The 22,107-nt window shown below is 43.1% G+C and carries 19 protein-coding genes and 1 riboswitch; of the genes, 9 read left to right on the top strand and 10 right to left on the bottom strand.

The genetic code is table 11. The features are described from left to right. Positions 1–76: 76 nt before the first annotated feature. Entirely contained in the window at positions 77–568 is a 492-nt protein-coding gene (locus HDC33_RS02130) for a VanZ family protein (RefSeq protein WP_179390882.1), read from the top strand. Positions 569–631: 63 nt separating this feature from the next. Here HDC33_RS02130 and HDC33_RS02125 read toward each other — a convergent pair whose 3' ends face one another. Further along, on the bottom strand, positions 632–826 hold the full coding sequence (locus HDC33_RS02125; RefSeq protein WP_179390881.1) for a hypothetical protein: 195 nt from the start codon (positions 824–826) through the stop codon (positions 632–634). Positions 827–920: 94 nt separating this feature from the next. Continuing rightward, positions 921–1,061 (bottom strand): hypothetical protein, encoded by a 141-nt coding sequence (locus tag HDC33_RS02120; protein ID WP_179390880.1) that lies wholly within the window; start codon positions 1,059–1,061, stop codon positions 921–923. 322 nt (positions 1,062–1,383) lie between these two features. Here HDC33_RS02120 and HDC33_RS02115 point away from each other — a divergent pair, with 322 nt between their 5' ends. Continuing rightward, the gene (locus tag HDC33_RS02115; RefSeq protein WP_255457277.1) at positions 1,384–2,013 is read left to right on the top strand and encodes a hypothetical protein; all 630 of its coding nucleotides are present in this window, start codon (positions 1,384–1,386) and stop codon (positions 2,011–2,013) included. 77 nt (positions 2,014–2,090) lie between these two features. Here HDC33_RS02115 and HDC33_RS02110 read toward each other — a convergent pair whose 3' ends face one another. From HDC33_RS02110 to HDC33_RS02095, 4 genes are all read right to left on the bottom strand, one after another. Further along, a complete protein-coding gene (locus tag HDC33_RS02110; protein WP_179390879.1) occupies positions 2,091–2,312 on the bottom strand; it encodes a helix-turn-helix domain-containing protein in 222 nt (73 codons plus the stop codon). 9 nt (positions 2,313–2,321) lie between these two features. Beyond that, entirely contained in the window at positions 2,322–2,804 is a 483-nt protein-coding gene (locus HDC33_RS02105) for a DUF2975 domain-containing protein (RefSeq protein ID WP_179390878.1), read from the bottom strand. A gap of 146 nt (positions 2,805–2,950) precedes the next feature. After that, positions 2,951–4,588: a thiamine pyrophosphate-binding protein gene (locus tag HDC33_RS02100; RefSeq protein WP_179390877.1), complete on the bottom strand. Its 1,638-nt coding sequence runs from the start codon at positions 4,586–4,588 to the stop codon at positions 2,951–2,953. Next, positions 4,585–7,392 (bottom strand): bifunctional diguanylate cyclase/phosphodiesterase, encoded by a 2,808-nt coding sequence (locus HDC33_RS02095; protein WP_179392584.1) that lies wholly within the window; start codon positions 7,390–7,392, stop codon positions 4,585–4,587. Before HDC33_RS02095 ends, HDC33_RS02100 begins: the two co-directional genes overlap by 4 nt. A 920-nt stretch (positions 7,393–8,312) precedes the next feature. Between HDC33_RS02095 and HDC33_RS02090 the strand changes: the two genes are divergently transcribed. The 3 genes from HDC33_RS02090 to HDC33_RS02080 all read left to right on the top strand — a co-directional run bounded on the left by HDC33_RS02090 (position 8,313) and on the right by HDC33_RS02080 (position 13,982). Continuing rightward, the gene (locus HDC33_RS02090; protein ID WP_179390876.1) at positions 8,313–9,962 is read left to right on the top strand and encodes a hypothetical protein; all 1,650 of its coding nucleotides are present in this window, start codon (positions 8,313–8,315) and stop codon (positions 9,960–9,962) included. Positions 9,963–10,068: 106 nt separating this feature from the next. After that, entirely contained in the window at positions 10,069–11,463 is a 1,395-nt protein-coding gene (locus HDC33_RS02085; protein ID WP_370457394.1) for an S-layer homology domain-containing protein, read from the top strand. Positions 11,464–11,480: 17 nt separating this feature from the next. Continuing rightward, complete coding sequence (locus HDC33_RS02080; RefSeq protein ID WP_179390875.1) at positions 11,481–13,982, top strand: S-layer homology domain-containing protein; 2,502 nt, start codon at positions 11,481–11,483, stop codon at positions 13,980–13,982. Positions 13,983–14,738: 756 nt separating this feature from the next. Here the strand turns inward: HDC33_RS02080 and HDC33_RS02075 are convergent. The 4 genes from HDC33_RS02075 to HDC33_RS02060 form a co-directional block, all read right to left on the bottom strand. Beyond that, positions 14,739–15,602: a YitT family protein gene (locus HDC33_RS02075; protein WP_179390874.1), complete on the bottom strand. Its 864-nt coding sequence runs from the start codon at positions 15,600–15,602 to the stop codon at positions 14,739–14,741. A 313-nt stretch (positions 15,603–15,915) separates the two neighbouring features. Continuing rightward, positions 15,916–16,545: a hypothetical protein gene (locus HDC33_RS02070; RefSeq protein ID WP_179390873.1), complete on the bottom strand. Its 630-nt coding sequence runs from the start codon at positions 16,543–16,545 to the stop codon at positions 15,916–15,918. Positions 16,546–16,608: 63 nt separating this feature from the next. Continuing rightward, the gene (locus HDC33_RS02065; protein ID WP_179390872.1) at positions 16,609–17,382 is read right to left on the bottom strand and encodes a hypothetical protein; all 774 of its coding nucleotides are present in this window, start codon (positions 17,380–17,382) and stop codon (positions 16,609–16,611) included. A gap of 39 nt (positions 17,383–17,421) precedes the next feature. Then, complete coding sequence (locus HDC33_RS02060; protein ID WP_179390871.1) at positions 17,422–17,844, bottom strand: hypothetical protein; 423 nt, start codon at positions 17,842–17,844, stop codon at positions 17,422–17,424. Positions 17,845–18,268: 424 nt separating this feature from the next. Next, positions 18,269–18,351: riboswitch (cyclic di-GMP riboswitch) on the top strand. A 198-nt stretch (positions 18,352–18,549) separates the two neighbouring features. Between HDC33_RS02060 and HDC33_RS02055 the strand changes: the two genes are divergently transcribed. From HDC33_RS02055 to HDC33_RS02040, 4 genes are all read left to right on the top strand, one after another. Then, the gene (locus HDC33_RS02055) at positions 18,550–19,578 is read left to right on the top strand and encodes a sensor histidine kinase (protein WP_179390870.1); all 1,029 of its coding nucleotides are present in this window, start codon (positions 18,550–18,552) and stop codon (positions 19,576–19,578) included. Continuing rightward, entirely contained in the window at positions 19,578–20,222 is a 645-nt protein-coding gene (locus tag HDC33_RS02050) for a response regulator (protein WP_179390869.1), read from the top strand. Before HDC33_RS02055 ends, HDC33_RS02050 begins: the two co-directional genes overlap by 1 nt. Positions 20,223–20,629: 407 nt before the next feature. Further along, positions 20,630–21,352 (top strand): DUF6904 family protein, encoded by a 723-nt coding sequence (locus HDC33_RS02045; RefSeq protein WP_179390868.1) that lies wholly within the window; start codon positions 20,630–20,632, stop codon positions 21,350–21,352. A gap of 239 nt (positions 21,353–21,591) precedes the next feature. Further along, positions 21,592–22,032 carry a hypothetical protein gene (locus tag HDC33_RS02040; protein WP_179390867.1) on the top strand — a complete coding sequence of 147 codons (441 nt, stop codon included), beginning with the start codon at positions 21,592–21,594 and terminating at the stop codon, positions 22,030–22,032. Positions 22,033–22,107 lie beyond the last annotated feature (75 nt).

Below are 22,107 nucleotides of genomic sequence, written 5' to 3'. Positions count from 1 at the left end.
TTTTGGGTGTATCACCGGGATGAAATGTGAGTGTTCTGATTAAGTATTTCGGAATATCCTATGGTACAATTTGTATATGAAAAAAATTCTTGTTTTGATTATCCTATTAGGTGTTTTATTCTTTTCATCCGGGCAAACTTACGAGCAGCAGTCAATCATTCCGACATTGGAAAAGTGGCTGCCGGGCGAGCCGTTTGCATCATCATTGTCCAAACTGCAAGTGCCGTATTGGGGCAAGACGATTTCGGTCGAAGAGCGGGGCTACTACCCTTTCCTTGAATTTTTGTTAAGGAAAAGTGCTCATTTCCTCATTTTCGGTTTCCTTGCTGTTGTGATCTATTTGATATTACCGAAACATAACTTCCGTTTCTTAACGGCATTCTGGATTACACTCGTGGTGGCAGCCGGGGATGAGTATCACCAGTCATTGACGGGCGGGCGGACGCCGACGTGGCAAGACGTCGCTCTCGATATGGCAGGAGCGCTTGTGTTCCTTATCATTTTACGATTGGTTTTATTGGTGAAGCGGCCTAAAACGAAACGACCTAAAAAAACAAGAAAACGCTGAGACCAGGGTCTCGTGCGGTTTCTTGTTTTTTTGTTGGTGTTATTTATTGGCCGACAGCCTTGCTTAGAAAGCTGTCTTTGCGTGCTTTTTCTCGGCATTGTAATCATCGGTAAAACTTTGTGCGTATGATTTATCATAACCGTTTGCCGCCAGATCTTTTTCCACGGCTTTGATGCCCCCTGCAAATACTGCATCTGTATTTGCTTCAAGCCCATTTGCAGCACCTTCGTATTTAGTGTAAAAATAACCGTAGCTCATGCTTTCCCCATTTGCTTTCTTATCACTGCACTCTTTTTTCTCATGATTGATTAATGTATTTCACTTGCCCTTCCAGTTACCAAAACCATTCCCCTTACCTATAAAGCAGTTCAGCGGAATCGGTTCCTTCCGTATCCGCGACTTCTCCACCATCGTTGAGTGTAATGATTGTACCTTCGTGCAATTCGACTGTGTACGGATTTTCGACAGTCTGTTCCATTTCTGCATTCGACACGTTATACTTTTTGAAATTAAATATAAATAAAAAAACTGCAACAACCAAAAGTATGATTATAAGTAGTAAGAAAATCTTTAGTTTCTACATAGGCTTCACCTTCTTCTATATATTTTTTCCACTAGTTTAACTGAAAGGTATAATTTTTTTGTGGAAATATGGGATATATTTTACATATTTGATTATTTTATGAGGGTTTTTATGTTTTGTTCATTTTGAAAACTGTTAAAATAATTACCTGTTTATAACATCACCATACGAGTCTCGGTCTCCCTATGTTATAATTTCCCTTTATTCAGCAGCTGACTTAGGGGGATGCAGAATGGTCGAATTAGCGATGTCGAAGATAGAAATGATGGACGATTATCTCGAGCGGTTCGAGGGGAAGATGAGTGGTTCCGGGATTTCCAAAGTGGTGAAAGAGGTTTTCGGAATTGATTTGGATGCTATGGAGCGGTTAATTAATGAAAGGCTTGGCTCTTTTGAACTTCAATGGGAGAGCACGACTCTTCCACTGTCCCACGTGGTGATTGATTCGTACCTTGATCATCATGGTAGAGACATGACTGGCACGGAAGTCCGCGGAATGATCAATCACTTTTTCGGTGTGAATCTGGATGGGATTGCTTCATTAGAAAAGGCCAGAATTTCTATCTATTCAAAAGGCCAGTGGATTGTTCAACACGCTAACGATTTGTTTGTTATTCATACTGGAGCTGGTGATACAGACGTCAAGATTTTTTCGACAGACTATTTCACTGAGAAAACGGGTTCAAACGAGTTGCCAAGTGAATTACGGCAATCGTTACTACGTCTTGGTTTTTCGTATGATGAAAAAATGGGAAGTTGTCATTTTTCGACCTCTACAGGCCAGGCGGTTCCGGATGCGTTTAAGGGGCAAACGATAGGGACAATTGTGGAATTCATTCATAACTATTACGGTCAATTGTGAGTATTAACCACATAAGGTTCACTTGTACGATGCCAAAAGAGCTTGGATAGTTACCAAGCTCTACCTGTTATTTTTAATTATCCTAGTGTCTCTTCGTCACTTTTGTATTCTAAAATATCGCCAGGCTGACAGTCCAAAGCTTTACAAATCGCTTCTAACGTTGATAATCGAATCGCTTTTGCCTTTCCATTCTTCAGTATTGAAATATTTGCCATTGTTATGCCAACGCTCTCCGTAAGTTCTGTTACGCTCATTTTCCTTTTAGCCAACATCACATCAATATTGATTATAATCGCCATTTTTTCACCTCAGACCGTTAAATCATTTTCAGATTTTATCGTAATAGCTTCTTTCAAAAGTCTTTGGAGGACAGCGGCAAAGACTGCGATAACCATTGGAGCAAAAATAAAGAGCATTCCGATCAATACGACACCCGGAGCGTCGTCTAACTCCGCGAAGATAAAGAAGAATGGCAGTCCAATCACATATATGCCGCTGATTGTGATTGCACTAAATTTAATATTTTTTAACGCTTTCACAGATATTTCCGCGAACGCTTTGTTCTTGTCAATATAGTTTAACAGTTTAAAAGCCTGATACAATGCAATGAAATAGGGTATCGCCGATACATACATAACGATTATTATGCCGTATAGGACATAAGTGAACTCCGAATTACTTTCCGTAGCTTCTTTAGCTAGTATAGGTAACCCAAATATACATAAAGCAAGAATTGGGATTCCAAGAAAAATAACTGCTATTTTTAAAAAGTTTGTTGAACCTCGTTTCAATTCGTGCACCTCACTTCTATATGTTACATTAATTTTAACACTCTATTTATCGTTTCGCAATAAATATTTATCATACTTCACTTATTTATTATTGTTATTTCAAAAAACGCACGGTGAATTTCAATGCAAAATTCACCGTGCGTTTCTTATTTTCCGAATGACGAGAGGAATTTAACGCGGTCTCCCATGGGCGGAATTGATTCATCAACTAAAACGATTTCTAAAATAGAGGGCCCTTTCGCGTCGAGCAGGCGGTCGATGGTGTCTTGCGTGAGATCTGCCATGCTTTCAATTCTCGCGTTTGGTATATTCATGGCCGCCGCCATCGCTGCGATGTTGACGGGTTCCTGTGCAAAAGTTGGATGTGAACGTTTATATTGCAGTGAATGGCCATGGTAGACCATTCCTAAACGCGCGTTATTCATGATGACGAACATGATCGGAAGCTGATTTTCTTTTGCTGTTAGTATTTCCATGCCGTGCATGAAGAAGGAACCGTCGCCAGTAATGCAGACGACTGGGCGTTCAGGTTCAGCCAGTTTTGAGCCGATCGCCGAGCCGATTCCGCTGCCCATTGCCCCGAAATGGACGTTGATGTAATATGTATCGGAATCGAGTACAGTCATGTGATGAACGACATAGGCCATGTATTCGCCGATATCGATGGTATACCGGGTTGATGAAGGGACGAATTTTTGTAGCTGCACTAGTACGTTTTTGGTGTTGTATTCCGCGCTATCCTCTATTTCTCTATCTTTCTTAATGAAGGAGGTGCTTTTCTTCGATAAACCAAGTGCCTTTAATTCCACGAGTAAAGCTTCTAAACTCAAATTGATGTCGCCTAATACTGGGATATCGACCTCATATTTGCGATTGAACACCGATTGGTCAAAATCCATCTGGACAGTGAAGCGGTTTTTAGTCAGGTTTTCATTCCAATTATTCGTCGCCGTTTCTCCTAAACTTGAGCCGATAACCAATAATGCCTGGCCATTGCCTTCATTAATTAACCGGGAAGCTTCTTCGTGTCCAGCAAAACCGAATACCCCTGCTAGAAGCGGGTGATTGTCTGCTATGTACCCTTTCGCTTGCGGCGTCGTGATGATCGGCCAATCCAGCAGTTCGGCTACTTCGAGAACTTGTTCGACGGAGTTTCTGATTCCCTGTCCTACGAAAATATAACCGTTTTTCTTGTTTACGAGTTCTTCAGCTACTGTTTTTATTGTGCCGCTATCGGGAACAATTGGTGCTCGTTTGAAAGGTGCCGGAATTTCAAGCTGCTCCATATTTTCGAGTTGGATATCGATCGGCATGGCGATGTGAACGGGTCCAGGCACGCCGGATAGTGCAATTTCGGTCGCTTTTACGACTTCTTTGAGTAAATCTTTTGCGTCGGTGATCGTTACGCTATATTTTGTCACTGATCGAAAGACCGGCTCGACGTCCAATTCTTGGGATGCATTCAATCCGACTGTGTTGACAGGCACGGCGCCGGTTAAAAATAAAACAGGTAAATGCTCCCGCATTGCATTGGCTGCGCCTGTTGCAAGATTTGTGCCGCCCGGACCGCTGCAGGCGATGCAAACACTCAACTGTCCGGTGTATTTTGCATAAGCGGCAGCCATGTAACCAGCCGCCCCTTCGTGCTTTGTGACAATCGGTGTGATTTCGGGTGTGTCGTAAAGCTCATCGAAAAACGCATTGACAGACCCTGCTGGAATGCCAAAAATATACTTTACATTATTGCCTTTTAAATAATCGACTACTGCGCGGACTGCTTTCATGAAATCACTCCTGGATTGATGAAATGTTTTTGCTCGAAATCTTCGGCCGTCATGGGACGATCAAAGTAAAATCCTTGCATCAAATAACAATTGCGTGAAGAAAGAAATTCTGCTTGTTCAGATGTCTCGACGCCTTCTGCAATCACATTCAAGTTCAGGTTTTGAGCCAGCGTAATAATGGTATTCGTGATGGCTGCATTGTCGTCGCCTTTTCTTAAGTCCTGAATAAATGATTTGTCGATTTTCAGCGTGTTAATCGGGAAGTTCTTTAAATACCCCAGAGATGAATAGCCGGTACCGAAATCATCGATCGCTATTTTTATGCCGATCGCTTTGAGTTGCTCCATTGTTTGCAACGTCATCTCTGTGTTTTTGATGATTTGATTTTCAGTCAGTTCGAGGTATAAATATTCGGAAGAAAGCCCCGTTTTATCCAAAATCGATTGGACGATTGAAAATAGATCATTCTGTTCGAACTGGCGAACTGATAAATTAACGGCCACGCTCAGTAGCGGATACCCCTGATCCTGCCATTGCTTGATTTGCCTACATGCATTTTCAAGAACCCACTCGCCGATAGGGACGATCAACCCCGTTTCTTCAGCAATCGGAATGAATTTATCCGGTGATATCAACCCTTCTGTCGGATGATTCCACCTGATCAATGCTTCCACGCCAACAACCGTTTTCGTTTTATAGTTTATTTGCGGTTGGTAGTAGATGATGAGTTCGTTGTTTTCCAGCGCTTTGTATAATGCATTTTCTAATTTGACGCTTTCAAAGGTTCTTGTATCCATTCCGGCTTTGTAGAAACTGTAACTGGTACCTGGCACTTCTTTGGACTGGTACATCGCGATATCCGCGTTTTTAATTAGCAGTTCGGCAGTATGCCCGTCCTTCGGGAATAGACTGATTCCAATACTATTTTTAATATAGACTTCATTTCCCCGCAACGAGAACGGTTTCGAAAACGTATCGGCGACACATTCAATGATCCTCAGTACATCGATTTCATTTTTGACATGCGGTAAAACGATGATGAACTCGTCCCCGCCTTGCCGCGACGCCGTTGCATCTTTCGGAATGCAAGTACGCAACCGATTTGCCACGTCCGCCAATAATAGGTCTCCATAGCTATGCCCAAGTGTGTCATTGACCGATTTGAAGCGGTCGAGATCCATGAAGAGAACGGCTATATTTTCCCCATGGACGCCGGCATGCGTAATCGCATTATCCAGCCTGTCTTTCAACAGCACTCTGTTCGGTAAATTTGTCAGACTGTCATAGTAGGCATGGTATCTGATTTCTTCCTCCATTTGTTTGCGCTGCGTGATGTCTTTAAACGTCACGACGTCGCCGACAATCTCGTTTCCTTCCATGATGGGCGAAATCACGTATTCCACCGGAAAACTGGAATGGTCTTTTCTGAAGAAGTTGCCTTCTGTGTGAGACTTCTTGCTACTCTTTTCAATAATAGGCATGCCGTTATTATATTTTTTCATATCATTACGATTAAAGATAATGCAGGCGGATTGCCCGATCAGTTGACCTTTTGTTTCATAACCCAACATCAATTCTCCTGCGGGGTTGCAAAATGTGATTTTTCCATCAAGGTCCAAACCAAATATGCCTTCGCCTGCCGAGTTGAGGATCAGTTCTTTTTCGCGGCTAAGCTGTTGCAACTCCGTCACTACACTTTCAAGTTCTATGTTTTTCTCCGTAATTTCCGACGTTCTTTCTTCTATTATCACTTCTTGCTTTTCCATGAATAATAAATTCGATAACGTAGAGGCGGTGACATCTATAATCGACTGGGCCAGCTGCAAATTCGCTTCCGAATAAACACGCCCTTTTTCATCCAGATCCACGACTGCGATTACGCCTAACACCTCGCCCATGGAGACGATCGGGAACAGGGACATCCCCTTAATGCCAAAACTCCGACAAGCGTCATGGTTAGGTCTGTCATCTGCAAAAACATCTGGAATGAATAATGCTTTTTTCGTTTGGATCACATCTTGGAAAGCCGCATCCGTTCTTTCGTCAATCGTTGACTGTTTATGTGTTTCTATCCACTCTTCTTCTGTCCAGTCGCTTTGCTTGCTTAAACTGGCCGGTTTAATTCTCCGTTCGGATAAAGGGTCGAGTAAATGCACCCCTACATTGTCATTGTTCAACACTTTTCCTATGTAGTAAAAACATTTCTCCAGTGCTTCTTTCATCGATGAACACATCGACAATTCGCGGGACACGTCCAGCAGCAATTGCTTTTCGGCAATGAGATCCATTTTCCGCGATAAATTAGCCGCGTTTTGAATCGCCACGGCAGCCATATTGACATAAGCCTCAACTGTTTGAATCTCCGACTCTGTCAAATTCATAGGAATTCCATAGTCGAATAAGAATACAAGGCCGAACAGCTCATTCTCATGGGAGATGGGCAATGCCAATAGGGATTTAATCTGAAACCCTTTGACCGCCCGGGGATCTGGACGATTGTCCTTCGATGTATCAGGTATGTAAATGGTTTTTTGCGTGTCAATCACTTCTTTTGCCAGTAAATCAAATTCCGTATCAATGACATGCATATCGAGCGTCATTCCGTTGATAAGTGCCGGTTTCCCGACGAACCCTCTGAATGATCCATCGTCCTGCGGCAGATAGATTCCAACCGAATCACATTGAACGATTTCCTCGGATATTGCCGTTGTGACAACTTCCAATACTTCACGCAGTTCCCGCTTCGTATTGATCAGCTTTGTGATATTCGCGAGTCGGGAATATCTTGTTTGTTCTTTCAAGATGCATACTCCTTTCGGTTCAGTGGTGTAGGGTGTTTTATATAGAGTACGTTTGTCTTGGGACTTGTGTTGGTTTTATTATACGACATGTGGCGAGTAAGTCCTATGTTTTTGGGACTGGGTGAGTTGGGTGGGTGACAGTCACTAAGTCAATTTCCCGGTTCGTTGGACAGTTTCCTAGATTGGTTGGACACTACCGGAGGTTGGTTGGGCAGTTTCTCGATTTGGTTGGACGCTTTAAGGGTTTTGTTGGACACTCCCCGGTTCGTTGGACACTTTCCAGGATTGGTTGGAGACTACCAGAGGTTGGTTGGACAGTTTCTCGATTTGGTTGGACGCTTTAATGATTTTATTGGACACTCCCCGGTTCGTTGGACACTTTCCAGGATTGGTTGGAGACTACCAGAGGTTGGTTAGACAGTTTCTCGATTTGGTTGGACGCTTTAATGATTTTGTTGGACACTCCCCAGTTCGTTGGACACTTTCCAGGATTGGTTGGAGACTACCAGAGGTTGGTTGGACAGTTTCTAAATTTGGTTGGACGCTTTAAGGGTTTTGTTGGACACTCCCCGGTTCGTTGGACACTTTCCAGGATTGGTTGGAGACTACCAGAGGTTGGTTGGACAGTTTCTAAATTTGGTTGGACGCTTTAATGATTTTGTTGGACACTCCCCGTTTTGTTGGACACTTCCCTAGATTGGTTGGACACTCCCCAAGGTTGCCCCCACTTAAAAGTACCTGTCACCAAGTCAACTTAGACACTATTCAGACAACTCCCCTTCTGAAACACCGAACTAATATCTTCTTTCCCAAATTTCCGCCTAACATTCCTCTTCTTCCCTCCGATATACTACCTATGGACAAATCTATCTACTTAGACCTAGTATCCTAACAAAATTTGTACGTGGGAGGCATTGTATGTAATGAAGAAACTCTATATTTATTCGACTGTAGTCGCATTATTTTGCATGGGTTTATTCCAAACGAATCTGGCTTCGGCCAGTGCTCCGGTTAGCGGGACGTTTGTGGATGTGGCGTATGACGAAGTGCAACTGGGCAAAAATGTGACGGAGAAACGGTTGAAAAGCATCACCATCAAGAATGCTCAGGGTCGGACGACGACGTTGAATATTGATAAGTTCGCGAAGCTGTCGGTCGATTCGGTTTCGACGACGATCGATGCCTTCAAGCTTGGGATGGAAGTCGAGGCAGATGTTGAATTACGCCGTGTCAAAGCACTCCGGGGCATGACAGGAACGGAGCCTGCGAAAATTGAGCACCGCGATAAAGTCGTGACGGGGACTGTCAACAAAGTCGATAAAAACGGGAAGTTCCTATCGATCCGACTCGATACTGGCCAATCGAAAACGTACTATATAAATGATGCAACCGACGTCATCAAAGGGACGGCGCTCACGGATTTGAGCGTTATGTACGAGGGAGACCGGGTTAAACTGATCTTTTCCGAGTATGACACGAATTTCATTGATTCCATCGAAGTGATTGTCCAGGGCATTCAAGTGGAGGCTCTTTATAAAGGGACGATTCAGCGCATTGAGCCGACGACGAATAAGCTTCACATCAAAGATGAGCGGATGTTCCGGGATTGGAAGTGGCAGCCGGTCGCCCCAAAAAGCACCAGCAGCTATACATATTCTGCAAAAATACCCATCTATGTTGGAAATGAAAAGATTAAATCGGATCGCCTTCGTTACTATGCGAATCACGATGTTTATTTCGTGACGGTCAGCCAATTTGGCAAAGAAGTGATTGAGAGGATGGTCATCAAGAAGACGAATGAGCGGACGTTTTACGAGCCGATGAAGTTCGTCAACACTGCTGCGAAAATGATCGGACTGCAAAATTCCGGTTCATTCCGTTACCATGACGGGACAATTCTTATTCGCAATGGCCGTTTGGTTGTTTCGAACAGTTTGCAATCAAGCGGAACGGCATTTGTTGTAACCGATGGTAAACAGAATAGTCAATACGCGAACGTCGTGCATATTACGAATGACGGTTTTGCGAGCCCGAATTTGACGAGCCATGCGATTTACTTTGGCCAGATCAGTTCAGGCCATTCTTATAAAGTGACATTGAAAAATGCCTCCTTGCTGTCGAATAATTACTGGAGAACGATAACAGCACCTAAATTCGCGTTCAGTAACGATACTGTTGCAATCGAAGACTTTGGCGGTTCCGTCATTAAAATCGTTCCACAGCAAGATGAAATGAGACACCATGCAGGGCGTTGGGGTTACTTCTATGTGGCTAATCAAACCATCGTTGCCGCACATCTCATCGATCCAAAAGCACCAACGGCGAATCTCGTGTCCGTCGGAAGGATTGAAGCTATCAATCCGTATAAACCAAGCGTTATCAGCATCCGCAATGTTAGTCAGTGGATGAATGGCTACTGGAATACAGCTGGTAATATTTCTAGCATGAACATTGAACAAGCAACTATCATTCGCGACGGAAAAGTGATAAAAGCATGTGATCTACAACCGGGTGAACGTGTTTACGTACTGCACGAATCCAAGGTAAAAGGCAGAGTTCTGCTGGTCGATTGAATTGTGTCAGAATTGACTGGGTGACTGTCACCCAGTCAATTCGCCAGCCAAAATAGCTTAAAAAGGGTGATTTGTTATTAATAAGGTGGCGGTTTTTGTATGTGCGGTGTTGATTTCGATAGGTTTGGCGGTTCCGTCGGCGGAGGCTAAGCCGGCTGACTTCAATGGTGGCGTCCTCAATGAATACGATTACGAGGAAGTGTTCTTTTTAACGGGCTATCCAGAGATATTCAAGGGGAAAGCGACTGTGACCGAGAAGGAAAATAAGGACTTGGTGACGACGACGTACCGTTTTACATTGGCGAGTGCGGCTGGGGATAAATTGACGCGCAGCGTCGTGTATGTGACGGATCTTGATAAGCATGTGGATAAAGGGCAAACGACTTCCCAGACGTCGGTGAAAAGCTTTTCTGAGAAAGTGACTTTTGGTAAAAATCTAACGTATACGTTGGATGATTATCAGTTTTCGCAAGGCGCGGTGAGCGATAACCGCCCCGCTTCCGATTATTATTCCGGGAATGTTGCCGGACGAAAAATATATAAAATGGTTGATAAAGATACGAAAACGGAAGAATTGATCACGGTTCATGTGAGCGGCCGGAATATGGGGTATGAAAATTTCTGGGGCGCGACTGAAACGCAGATCATGGATTATGAAATCAGTACGAAAGCTGGACAGTCTTTTGTGACAAGCAAAGTGTCCGACAGCAAATCGCGTACGCTGCAATATGAACCGCATGACCCTTCCCTTTCCAGCTTTACAGGAGGACATGCTGTCATCAGTAAATCCAATATGATCGGTGAATATACGTACGATATCCCTTATGGCGGCGGGAATGGGACGATTCATTTATCAAAAGAAAATGTCCCTAAAATTGAAAGGCTGATTGTTCCTAAGTTCCGTGATATTTCTACGCACTGGGCGAAGGACAATATTCAGCGACTGTATTCCTTAGGTGTGTTTGATGAAAAAACGCAGTTCTTCTCGCCGAATACGCCGATGAAACGGTATCAGTATACGGTCGGTGTGTTGAAAGCGGTCGACGTCCGCGTGTTGGAACAGCCTAAAAAGAGTAAAGTGCCAAAAAAACCGATATTCAAGGATTTACATGTGAAGGATCCAGATTATTTATTCATAGAAAGTGCTGTTGAAAAAGGGATTATTAACGGTGTCACACCTGATGCATTCAATCCGAATGGCCCAATCACGCGTGTGCAAGCGGTAGCTATCCTTGTCCGTGCGTTAGGCATGGAAGGCCGCGCGCCGAGTCCGGGTTATCGCACGAATTATGTGGATAACAATAAAATTCCAGCTTGGGGAAAAGACAGTGTGTATGTGGCGACGGAACTCGGGTTGATTTACGGGGATGAAAAGAACCGTTTCAATCCGAATGCCCCGTTGACTCGGGCGCAATCTGCCGCACTTATTGTCCGATTCCTCGATTTTCTTGAGAATGATCTGAAACAAAATTATCGTGATGACATGCTCTTTTTTGAGTGAGGAAGGGACGAAACTTGATGATTACTTACAAAAAAAGGGCTCTATCCTTTGTCATTTTGGCGGTTTTAATGCTTATCGCAGTTCCCTCATTTGCCAGTGCGGCGAGCCCTTTCAAAGATGTCAAAACGACACACCCAGCCTACTCTTCCATTGAGTGGGCGTACAAAAAGGGGCTTATCAAAGGGTATTCGAATGGCACATTTAAACCTGATGCCACATTGACGGAGGCGCAATTCGTTGCCCTACTCGTTCGTTTCGACTGTTCGTCGGGCAATTCCAGCGACAATTATCGTTATATGCAAAGCAAAAACATTCCATTGAACGGCTATACGAACATGAAAGTGCGCAGTAAGCCGATCACGAAAGGCCAAGTCGCGCGCGTTTTCGCTGCATTCCGCGGGTCCGATTTGAGCGAAACAAACGCCGTGAGCTATATGTATGCCAACGATTTGGCGACAGGTGCAACCGGCAAAAACGATTACAAAGATTATGGAGCGAACCTTTCCATGACCCGCGCAGATGCCGCGGAATTTTTCAAGCGTCTTGCAAAATACGGCGACTGTTATATGGTCGGGTTGAACAAGAAAGCCAGTGGCAGCGACGATACTAAGGGCTACATTCCGCCAAACTTTACTGGAAATGAAACCGTCTTCTTCCCTAAACCGGAGAAAAATCCAAAACCGCCCGTCGCAACAAAGCCTTCCGATTCGCAACTTGTCGCATTTGATATTGAAAAAAGTTCACTGATTGCGAATGGCGTGGATTCAACGTTTGTGACAGTATCGCTGAAGACCTGTTCAGGGCAGCCGATTAGTTATGAGGATTCGTTGTCGTTTAGCGTGACTTCGACGGCTGGGGCGAAGATTGATAATGGCAAATTTGGAACGTCGATTTTTGCGCCTAAGCTAAATTTGGAGGAAGCTGAAAAGAGGGTCGCAGCGGCTCAGGCCAATGCTGTACAAGCTTGGCAGGCTGTGAAAAATGCTGAGGAAATGAAATTAAGTTTCGAAACTGATGTAGTGATATTAGAAATGTTAGTAGAAAAAGCAGTACAGGCCGCTGAAGTAGCAGATGCCGAGGTAGAAGTTGCACTAGCCAACTTATCAAAAGTGCGTGCCAGCATTAATTCCAATCCAATTGCACTGCAATCGACAAGCTCATCAGCTAACAGCGACGGCCCCGATTTGATAGTGAAAATAACTGCCCCACCGGTGACCGTGGCGCAAAAGGATACACTTTCATTCCAAATCAACGGGAAAAATAACCCGAATATGGATTGCTATCATAAGCCGGTCAGTGTGCAGCTGGATTACATCCCTCAAGCGGAGTTGCGGATTGAAACTGAGAAAGTGTTTGATAACCAAGGTGTAGCGTCGAATCGCGTAACCTCAAAAATAGTCCGTCCAGGCGGCGAATTGATTCAAAACTTTACTGGACGCGTCCGTTTCCATTCATCTGTAGGTGCTTATTTGTCGAATGAATATGCCTACTTTGTGAATGGTGTGGCAAGTACCACGACGACTAGATCGATTTGGAACACGGAGCCAATACTCGATGAAATCAGTGCGGAAATCGATCAAGTTGATCCGCGTTACAAAGATGAAATTACATCTGTATTGAATAAAAAACATAGTAAAGAAATGTTATATGACGTACCTTTACGTAGTGATTTTAGTTGTTCCAACAATGCGGAAGTCGCGTTCATCATCGACTCTTCGGGTAGTATGAAAAAGAACGACCGGTATCGCGAACGTGTAACAAAAACAGAACAGTTTTTAGATGCACTGGGTTCATCAGACAGTTTGGCATCTGATTTTAATTCTAGAGGCAGATTACTTAGCGGAGTCAATCCTGCCTATGATGTTAGACGAACGATTTACAGGGTAGGAGAATCCGGTGGAACGAATATTGCAGATGGTATGAAAGTGGCATTTGGAGCATTCACTAACACCAAGCCGAAAGTAGCCATTCTCTTGACCGATGGCAATTCAAATGAAAACAAAATTCTTAAGATGCTTGATGAAGCTCACGCTCAAGGCATCACAATTCACACAATCGGGCTTGGAAGCGAAAAGAACTTGAACGAAGTATTATTGAAAAAACTTGCTAACGAAACTGGCGGACAATACTACCATGTTGCGGAAAGCATCGACCTAGGGGCAGCTTACCAGTCCATTCTTTCCGAAGTGACATGTGGCATCCCTGCCCCGTCGTGTACGACAGCGAGCCAATTATTCAGATCACCGGTACTTGAACGCACCAGCTCAACATTCTTCATGAGCACGTTCGTTAACGAACGCTGTGGAAATGTCGCGCGAGTGGTGTTGCGCTTCAATTCATTGCAAGGTGATATCGATTATGAATTGATTCCACGGGGGCAAGGTTTGTTCGCTCTTACGAAGGAAATCAATGAAATCTCGAATTTCGACTTGTATCGTGAAGGTGTGTTTATCGCATTTGATAGTTATGGAAATGAACTACCTGGACATCGGTATGTCAAGATGGAGATCAGGAAGTGAATGAAGAGAAGCGCAGACCGGGTTTGGTCTGCGCTTCTTTATTTGTTGACCGCGAGGGTGACCGTCACCAAGTCAATTCGAGACTCCCCAGTTCGTTGGACACTTTTCAAGATTGGTTGGACACTCACCAGGGTTGGTTGGACAGTTGCAGAAGTTGGTTGGAAGCTTTGGGGGTTTTGTTGGAGACTCCTCGGTTCGTTGGACACTTTTCAAGATTGGTTGGACACTCACCAGGGTCGGTTGGACAGTTGCTGGAGTTGGTTGGAGACTTTTGGGGTTTTGTTGGAGACTCCTCGGTTCGTTGGACACTTTTCAAGATTGGTTGGACACTCACCAGGGTTGGTTGGACAGTTGCTGGAGTTGGTTGGAGACTTTTGGGGTTTTGTTGGAGACTCCTCGGTTCGTTGGACACTTTTCAAGATTGGTTGGACAGTTGCTAGAGTTGGTTGGAGGCTTTTGGGGTTTTGTTGGAGACTACCTGGTTCGTTGGACACTTTTCAAAATTGGTTGGTTACTCCCCTGGGTTGGTGGGTCACTTTCCGGAGTTGGTTGGACGCTTTAAGGGTTTTGTTGGAGACTCTCCAGTTCTTTGGACACAAACAGGAAAAGGTTGGATTCCATTTAACGAAAAGAAGTGCGGACCGGCTTTGGTCTGCACTTCTTTTTTTCGTTATTAAGTTGAATTGACTTGGTGACAGTCACCAAGTCAATTCAGACACAATTCACCAGCACCTAGCCAGCCCGCTTACTTAAGCGTTAATGAATCGCCGATTTAAACTGTCCGCCGTGTGCTTCCTGGGTGTTCATGATTGTTAAAAATGCTTGTGCATCGACTTCGTGGACGATATGTTTCAACTTACTAATTTCCAGACGCGTGACCACTACGTAAATGACATCTTTATCATTATTATTATAGCCGCCGCTTCCTTTAAGATTCGTAATATTTCTACCAAGACGCTCATTGATAGCATTGCCCAGTTCCTCGTATTCATCCGACACGATAATCACCGCTTTTGTTTCATCCAACCCTTGAATGACGGCATCGATTGTTTTCGAAGCGATATAATACGTCAAAATCGAATACATTGCCTGCTCCCAACCGAGTACAAAACCTGCCCATCCAAAGATGAAGATATTGAAAAACATAACGAATTCCCCGACTGAAAAAGGGATTTTCTTTGTCAATAAAATACCGAGAATCTCCGTCCCATCGAGCGCGCCGCCATTACGGATAACCATCCCGACACCCGCTCCAAGCAACAACCCTCCAAAAACGGTCGCAAGCAGTGGATCCGTCACAAACGGTTCAACCGATTTAAGTGGAACTTCCACAAGCGCGAGCGCAACAATCGCAAAGGAAGATGTAATGAAAAAATTTCTTCCAATGAACTTATAACCGAAAAATAAAAATGGCAAATTAATAATCAGAATGAGTAAACCGAAGGGAATCCCTGTTAAAAAGGTCAGGATAAGTGAAATCCCGATGATCCCGCCGTCAATAATGGAGTTTGGAACGAGGAACAGTTCAATTGACGCCGCCGCCATCGTGGCACCTAGTAAAATGAAAAAGTAGCGAAAAACGAAATGCATACGTGTTTCTTTTTTATGTTCTTTTTTCATAAGGGAAGTACAGTCCTTTTTACAATAAAGTATTTACTAGTTATTATCCTCTTCTCCCCTTTCTTTGTAAATAATATAAGACCCGATTCTTATTCACGCCATCACTTCCAAAGGTTTACGTTTTGTATGATGGGAGGCATTTTCGTTGTTTAGGGGTGGTGTACAATATCAACTCCAAATTATCTGAATAGTTTCCAATTTGACTTGGTGACTGTCACCGAGACAATTCCGCTTTCCCCAGGTAATACCGACATTCGAATACTAGAAAACTCCTATTTCATTCGTTTTGAATGAAATAGGAGTTTTCATGGTTTTATTGGGCTGATTCTGTTTCTGCTGATGGTTCCGGCGCTGCCTCAGGTTCAGGTGCTGGCTCCGGTTTGTTCTCTTCAGCCTTTTCAGGTGTCGGCACTGGCTGCGTTTCTACTTCAGGTTTCGGTGTTGAATCCGGTTTTACTACTGTTCCTGGTTTTGGCTTTGGTGTTGGTTTGATTGGAGTTGCGGGTTTTTCCAAGTCTTCCATGGCTTGATTATGTTCCGCATCCAGCTCAGCAGTGATTGCTTCTTTTTCTTCAGTGAGGTCGGTTTTCATATTTGCTTTTAAGGTAGCGGCGTATTCCTGCAATGCATTCGTACGTTCTTGTTTTTCCTTTTCAGTAAATGCCGCCAACTCTTGTTCGGCCCGTCTCTTCTCTTCTTGCATGGCTATTTTGAGTTCACCCATTAGCCGGTTCTTTTCTGCAACGATTGCCTCGGATATCTCTTGTTCGGATACCGTCTTTTTGGCTCCAAACCAATTTATTAATGAACTCCCGGCATCCTGTCCTGCAAAGGCATTATTCATTCCACTTCCCAGACCAATCGTTAACAGGAGAGCTCCGAGTAAGAGGCCAACCTTTTTAAAACTGAAGTCTTTTTTATACTTTTTGAATTTATTTAACATGTTTGCACCTCCATTTAAAACAATAAGGACCTCACCAGATGAGGTCCTTATTGAGCGTTTGGATTATTTGTTAATACCGTTTACCAAGGTAGCCATTTCTGCTTTAGCAGCTTTTTCAAGTTCGATTGCTTTAGCAGTAATTAATCCTTGTTGTGTAGCAACTAAATCGTTTTTAATTTTTGTGATTTGTCGACGAAGTTCAATGATTTTCGCATCAATTAGACCATTGATTTCTGTAACCGTCAACGCTTTTTCCCTTGCTAATTGAGTTTGAAGTTCCGATTTAGCGTTGGTGATTGCAGTTTGTAATTCACCGACGGCCGCGCCCTTTGCATTCCCCAAATCCGTTGTGACTGCCGTAAGGGCCGCTGCACCTTTTGCATCTGTGTGTGAAGTTAAATCATTTGTTGCAGCTCGCAATCCTGCAGTGCCAGTTTCGTTAATTAAGTTCGCTGCGTCTCTTGAAAGTTTATCAAATTGAGCAGCCATTGCATTTGAGATTGCAACTTTCTGCTGATTAATTGCGGCAATATGTTCAGCGCTTTGCTCATTAATATTTGTTGTTCCTACAGTCGTTGCCATTCCTCTTGTAGTATCAATGCTATTTGTAGCAGCCGTTTTCAGTCCGTTGTATTCAGTTGTTAATCCATCAACCTTTCCCAACGCATGGGCTGCGACTTGGTCTGTTACAGCTTGAGTTGTTGTGCCAAATTGCCCTTCATACCAAGATTTCAAGTTAGCTCCCGCTTCTGATGCACCAAACGCTACCCCGCCACCTGCTACAAGTCCAAAAGCCATTGTTCCTGCGATTACTTTACCTTTTACTGTTTTAATCAATTTACTATCCCCTTTTATCATATTGGTTTTTATGAGTGCTTACTTGCCAAATACTTCTTCTACCATCTTTTCGAAATCTTGATCAATTTCTTCTTCAATGTGCAGCCCGTCCACGTATTCGTCGAAGTTTACGTTTTCAAGTTCGGCGACTGTGGTGTTCAGACTATTTATTGTTTTGGTCTGATACCTTTCGATGCCCGACTTCGCATCGTTTATCCGTTGTCCTCTGATACTTGCAATCACGGTATCAATGTCTTTCTTTGCTTCTTTCAACGAGGTGTTGACCCCTATGAAAATCGAAATCATACCGGTTGCAGTAGCTGCCCCCAATTCTTCACTCTCTTTCTGAAATGCTTTCTTATACCAGTCAGAAAGGTTTTGTGCCGAATTACTGCTAGCGTAGATTGTTCCTGCACTGAATAAGAGTGTGATTAGCAGAAAGGTGCTCAGAACTTTTTTCATCGTAGACACCTCTTTAGTAAGTTTCATACTTTTTGATGGAAATCTCCTCCAATACTTTTTCGGCTCATCACCTTTTCTGTAACTACTTTCAGTATAGGTTTATTCCTATCGGGCATCCTCACTCCAAAGGGTGATTTTCTGATATCGATTGTCTACCTCGGTTTTCTACTTTTGTTTTGGATCGGTACACTTTCGTACCAATTCACTTCTTCCTTGGTGGATGAAGTGCATACTCTAAAATGCAGTAATGGGAGAGTATATCTTATAGAAGAAACTTGTTTATTGAATTGAGGATGGATCGGAAGTAACTGTTTAGTCGTAATTCGCTAAAATCCAAGTGTATATCCAATAAAAAGAACCTCTTCAACCGCAAGAGGTGACGTGATATTTACAGTTATATGGTTATACTGAACTAGAAAAGAATATCAATTACGGAAACTGTGAAATACATCCTCAATGTGGGCACCTTGGATGTATGGAGTTAATGGTGCAACCGACCTGATTAAATCTGAACAGTATGTTCAATTTATTCGGGTTTTTATTTTGACATGAGGAGTGATGGAAATCAGAAAGATTTTTGGTAATATGCTAAAAAGGAATCATAAGAATCTAATTGAAACAAGTGATATGTGCCAAGATACACTGGAGGATATCCCTTCCCTCCACCACTTAATGGATACCTTTCCTTCTACTAAGAGTCCTCAGATGTTAATTAAAGAAATAACTACGTATATCATCGAGTGTACGCAAGGTGACGAAGCTTTCTTTTGGTTGACGGATGTAAACCATAAAAATAGCCACCTGGCCTCTTCTATGAATAAAGTCAGCCTAGAAGCTGCCCTGATAAAAGAATGGACTAACATCCGTGGGAAGGATGGGTTGTTTGTTGATGAACTAAACGGGGATTGGTTCGGGATGAGAGTAATCAGAACCTCCCGTAACATCGGTGTTTTAGGTGTCAAGATTTCCGATACAAGTGAGGCCCGAAAGGCATTCCTCCTCAACCGCCTTTTTGATTTTTTAGCCGAATTGAGTGAAATAATGCTTGAAAGAATCTATAACAATCAAATGCGGGAGCAAATGATCCTTATTGAAGAACAAAATCGCATCGCCAATGAAATCCATGATAGTGTGTCCCAAAGATTGTTCGGCATTGTTTGTGCACTGCACAGTTTACAAGTGAAAAGTACAGTTATGACAAATGACGAATTGAATGATGAGTACCTTTTCCTTTCTGAATCGGCGAATACCACTCTAAAAGAACTTCGGGCTGCCATCTATCGACTCAGCTCGATGAAAAAAGGCTCCGAACCCTTTTTTGACCGCTTGAAAAAATACTTGGGCGAGTTTGCGAGGTTGCATGGTATACGAGTTGATTATCAACTAACGGGTGATGAGGTTTTGATTTCAGAAGAATTGAAGCATGCGCTATATAGGATTGTCTGTGAAGCTTGTGGAAACGCGGTGCGGCATGGACAATGCACCGCTATTGAACTCCGGTTATCTTTGGCGGATGGACAAACTGTTTTGGAAATTAAAGATAACGGGATTGGGTTTAATTTATATGATTATGATGACAAGAAAGAAAATGGTATTGGACTCTTTAACATGCAAAGTATTGCAAGTTCGTTTATTGGCACGTTTTCAATTGGCGGGTTACCTGGTCTAGGAACTGAAATTCGAGTGGAAATTCCAAATTTGAAGATGCTTGAGAAGGAAGAGGCGGTTGGATAATGAAAGTTATTATTGTCGACGATCATCCATTGGTAAGAAAAGGTTTAACGTCTATCCTCTCTTTAGACGGGGCTATAGAAATTCTTGGAGAAGCAGCGAATTGTAAAGAGGCTTTGATTCTTTTTCATAATGTAAATCCCGATATAGCGATTGTTGATCTTCGTTTAGCGAATGAATCGGGTTTGGACTTAATTACAGAAGCGAAAATGCAAGGGATAACCAGTAAATTCGTTGTGCTCACTTCATCGGCGGACGAACACGACTTTGAACGGGCGAAGGAAATTGGAGTCGATGGCTATGTGTTGAAAGAGGCATTACCCGAGGAACTACTGCATGCCTTGAGAATCATCAGCCGAGGCAGAAAGTATTATGACCCGGGCGTACTTGATTTTGTGATGAAATCACGGGAGAGCCCGTTTGAAGATGAGCGGCATATCGAACAGCTGACGCCAAAGGAAAAGGAAGTACTACTTGAACTCGGCATGGGCCACTCCAATAAACAAATTTCACAAGCCTTATATATTACGGAGTACACAGTAAAAAAGCATGTCAGCCAAGTATTAGCAAAGCTGGAACTAGCTGACCGGACACACGCGGCACTGTATGCAAATGCAAAAGGATTGGTGACTTATAGTGTGAATTGAGTGGTGTGGGATGGTGGTGGGTGGGTTGGCTGGGTGACAGTCACCAAGTCAAATCCGACACTATTCAGACAATTCCCCGATACGAAAGTGTCGATGTGTAATTGTGTCGTTGTCACTCTATATGAAGCGATTTTGTCTTAGCGATATGGTCGGTCTTCCTCGGTATATGATTGGTTCGCGGTAGTTTATGATTGGTCTGCTAAGGTATATGATCGGTCCACGGGGATATATGATTGGTCTACGATGTTATATGGTCAGTTGGCTTTTATATATGGTCGGTCAAACATGGTGACAGTCACCCAGACAATTCATACACAAATCAGCTGTTCTTGCATCACTGCACTACTTCCCTCCCCCTATGTGGTACGATAAAAACATCGAAACTGCATTAATCGGAGGTGCATCTAATGATACAAATGAAAAGTACTAAAAATCATGCGGGCGTTACTATTTCCGGTGATATTTATGATTTTGAAGAACTATACGATGCGTTACATACTGTTGTTGGAGAGGAAGGCGAGCGGATAGACTATGATGGCGTTCGTATTCGTGTTCTAGCCATTTGTTACGATTTGCGTCACGCGATGATGGGAAACCGTCAAGCGGTGAATGTGCCGAATGGTCTTGACCGCGATCGGATGCGATATATTGGATTAGTTGGCTCGGATCATAATGTTTATTATCAATTCGAAGTACTATGGCCCGAACTTCTTTTCGTTTCATTGTCGTTAACTGATTTTTTGGTACTGTATGAACGGGGTAAAACTGTTCACACCTGGGACCCGGAAGCCGCTGCCGTGCGAAAATTCCAGGCGGGCGTGGCGAAGTGTCTGCAGGAAACGCTGACGGAAAAGAAATTCGCCACTATTAAGAAATACTTCAACTCCCGTCTATATGACGACTATGCCAACTATACAACGCAATATATCGATAAGCTTAATATCGGATTCATTAAAATGGACAAGGACAAACGGCTAAATAACATCAGCATCATGGCAAAAAGAATAGCCGAACGTGATCATCGTTATATTCAAGCCCAGGCAGAAGTCAGCGAAGCAGCGGCTTATCACGGTGTGTCACAATATGAGATTCGTTTTGATGAAGAGTATCCGACTGATATTGAATGGTGAGATTCGTAACTATCGTTTTAAAGGACATCCGTCATTCAACTAGATGACGGATGTCCTTTTTGAATGTGCATTGTTGGAATGACGCAATGCACTCCCCTATACTAATAATAGAATAAATTGCGTTGATTGTTGGAACAAACATGATTATCCGGACTTTCATGTTTGTTTTAGAATTGTTTGGGTGACTGTCACCCAAACAATTCCCTGTCACCGTTTCAACTTTACTAGGAGGACTAAAAATGGAGAATAACAGAATTACATTGATGGATGCTTATATGATTGAAACGCTTCGCGGTAACGGCATTTCGGATGATGAGCTGCTTTCCCGCCTTGAGCAGAAAAACATTAGCCCTTGGGAGAATGTGAAACCTACTTTTGATTTTAATGAACTGATTAAGTTTTTTGACCAAAACCCGAGTACATTTATATCCATACTTTCAGATGGATATACGGTGAAGTTCATTACCATGAAAGGTCTGCAAAACTTGTTGAAAATGAAGTTCGATAAAATTGAGAATCGAGATTATCAACTTACGGATAACGGCATTTCACATTTGAAAATAGAGTCTGAATCTTATCCTGCACTTAAACAGATGTTATCTAGTAATTGGGTTATTCATGAGCTTACTGAATTAGATGGCAGTGAACCGACTCAGGTGATTAGTATTTTGCTTGTATAAACATGGGTGACAGTCACCAAGTCAAATCAGACACTATTCAGAATACTCCCTCCCCCTCTCTTTCTAGACCCTAAC

The organism is Sporosarcina sp. JAI121 (assembly GCF_013408665.1).
GTDB lineage: Bacteria > Bacillota > Bacilli > Bacillales_A > Planococcaceae > Sporosarcina.
The sequence above is the reverse complement of the archived record's forward strand: the minus strand, read 5'-3'. Positions and strand labels throughout refer to the sequence as shown.

Bases quoted from the DNA above. Each gene is read 5' to 3' on its own strand.
- HDC33_RS02130 (WP_179390882.1), top strand. From the start codon at position 77: ATGAAAAAAATTCTTGTTTTGATTATCCTATTAGGTGTTTTATTCTTT.
- HDC33_RS02125 (WP_179390881.1), bottom strand. From the start codon at position 826: ATGAGCTACGGTTATTTTTACACTAAATACGAAGGTGCTGCAAATGGG.
- HDC33_RS02115 (WP_255457277.1), top strand. From the start codon at position 1,384: ATGGTCGAATTAGCGATGTCGAAGATAGAAATGATGGACGATTATCTC.
- HDC33_RS02110 (WP_179390879.1), bottom strand. From the start codon at position 2,312: ATGGCGATTATAATCAATATTGATGTGATGTTGGCTAAAAGGAAAATG.
- HDC33_RS02100 (WP_179390877.1), bottom strand. From the start codon at position 4,588: ATGAAAGCAGTCCGCGCAGTAGTCGATTATTTAAAAGGCAATAATGTA.
- HDC33_RS02090 (WP_179390876.1), top strand. From the start codon at position 8,313: ATGAAGAAACTCTATATTTATTCGACTGTAGTCGCATTATTTTGCATG.
- HDC33_RS02080 (WP_179390875.1), top strand. From the start codon at position 11,481: ATGATTACTTACAAAAAAAGGGCTCTATCCTTTGTCATTTTGGCGGTT.
- HDC33_RS02075 (WP_179390874.1), bottom strand. From the start codon at position 15,602: ATGAAAAAAGAACATAAAAAAGAAACACGTATGCATTTCGTTTTTCGC.
- HDC33_RS02070 (WP_179390873.1), bottom strand. From the start codon at position 16,545: ATGTTAAATAAATTCAAAAAGTATAAAAAAGACTTCAGTTTTAAAAAG.
- HDC33_RS02060 (WP_179390871.1), bottom strand. From the start codon at position 17,844: ATGAAAAAAGTTCTGAGCACCTTTCTGCTAATCACACTCTTATTCAGT.
- HDC33_RS02055 (WP_179390870.1), top strand. From the start codon at position 18,550: ATGTTAATTAAAGAAATAACTACGTATATCATCGAGTGTACGCAAGGT.
- HDC33_RS02050 (WP_179390869.1), top strand. From the start codon at position 19,578: ATGAAAGTTATTATTGTCGACGATCATCCATTGGTAAGAAAAGGTTTA.
- HDC33_RS02045 (WP_179390868.1), top strand. From the start codon at position 20,630: ATGATACAAATGAAAAGTACTAAAAATCATGCGGGCGTTACTATTTCC.
- HDC33_RS02040 (WP_179390867.1), top strand. From the start codon at position 21,592: ATGGAGAATAACAGAATTACATTGATGGATGCTTATATGATTGAAACG.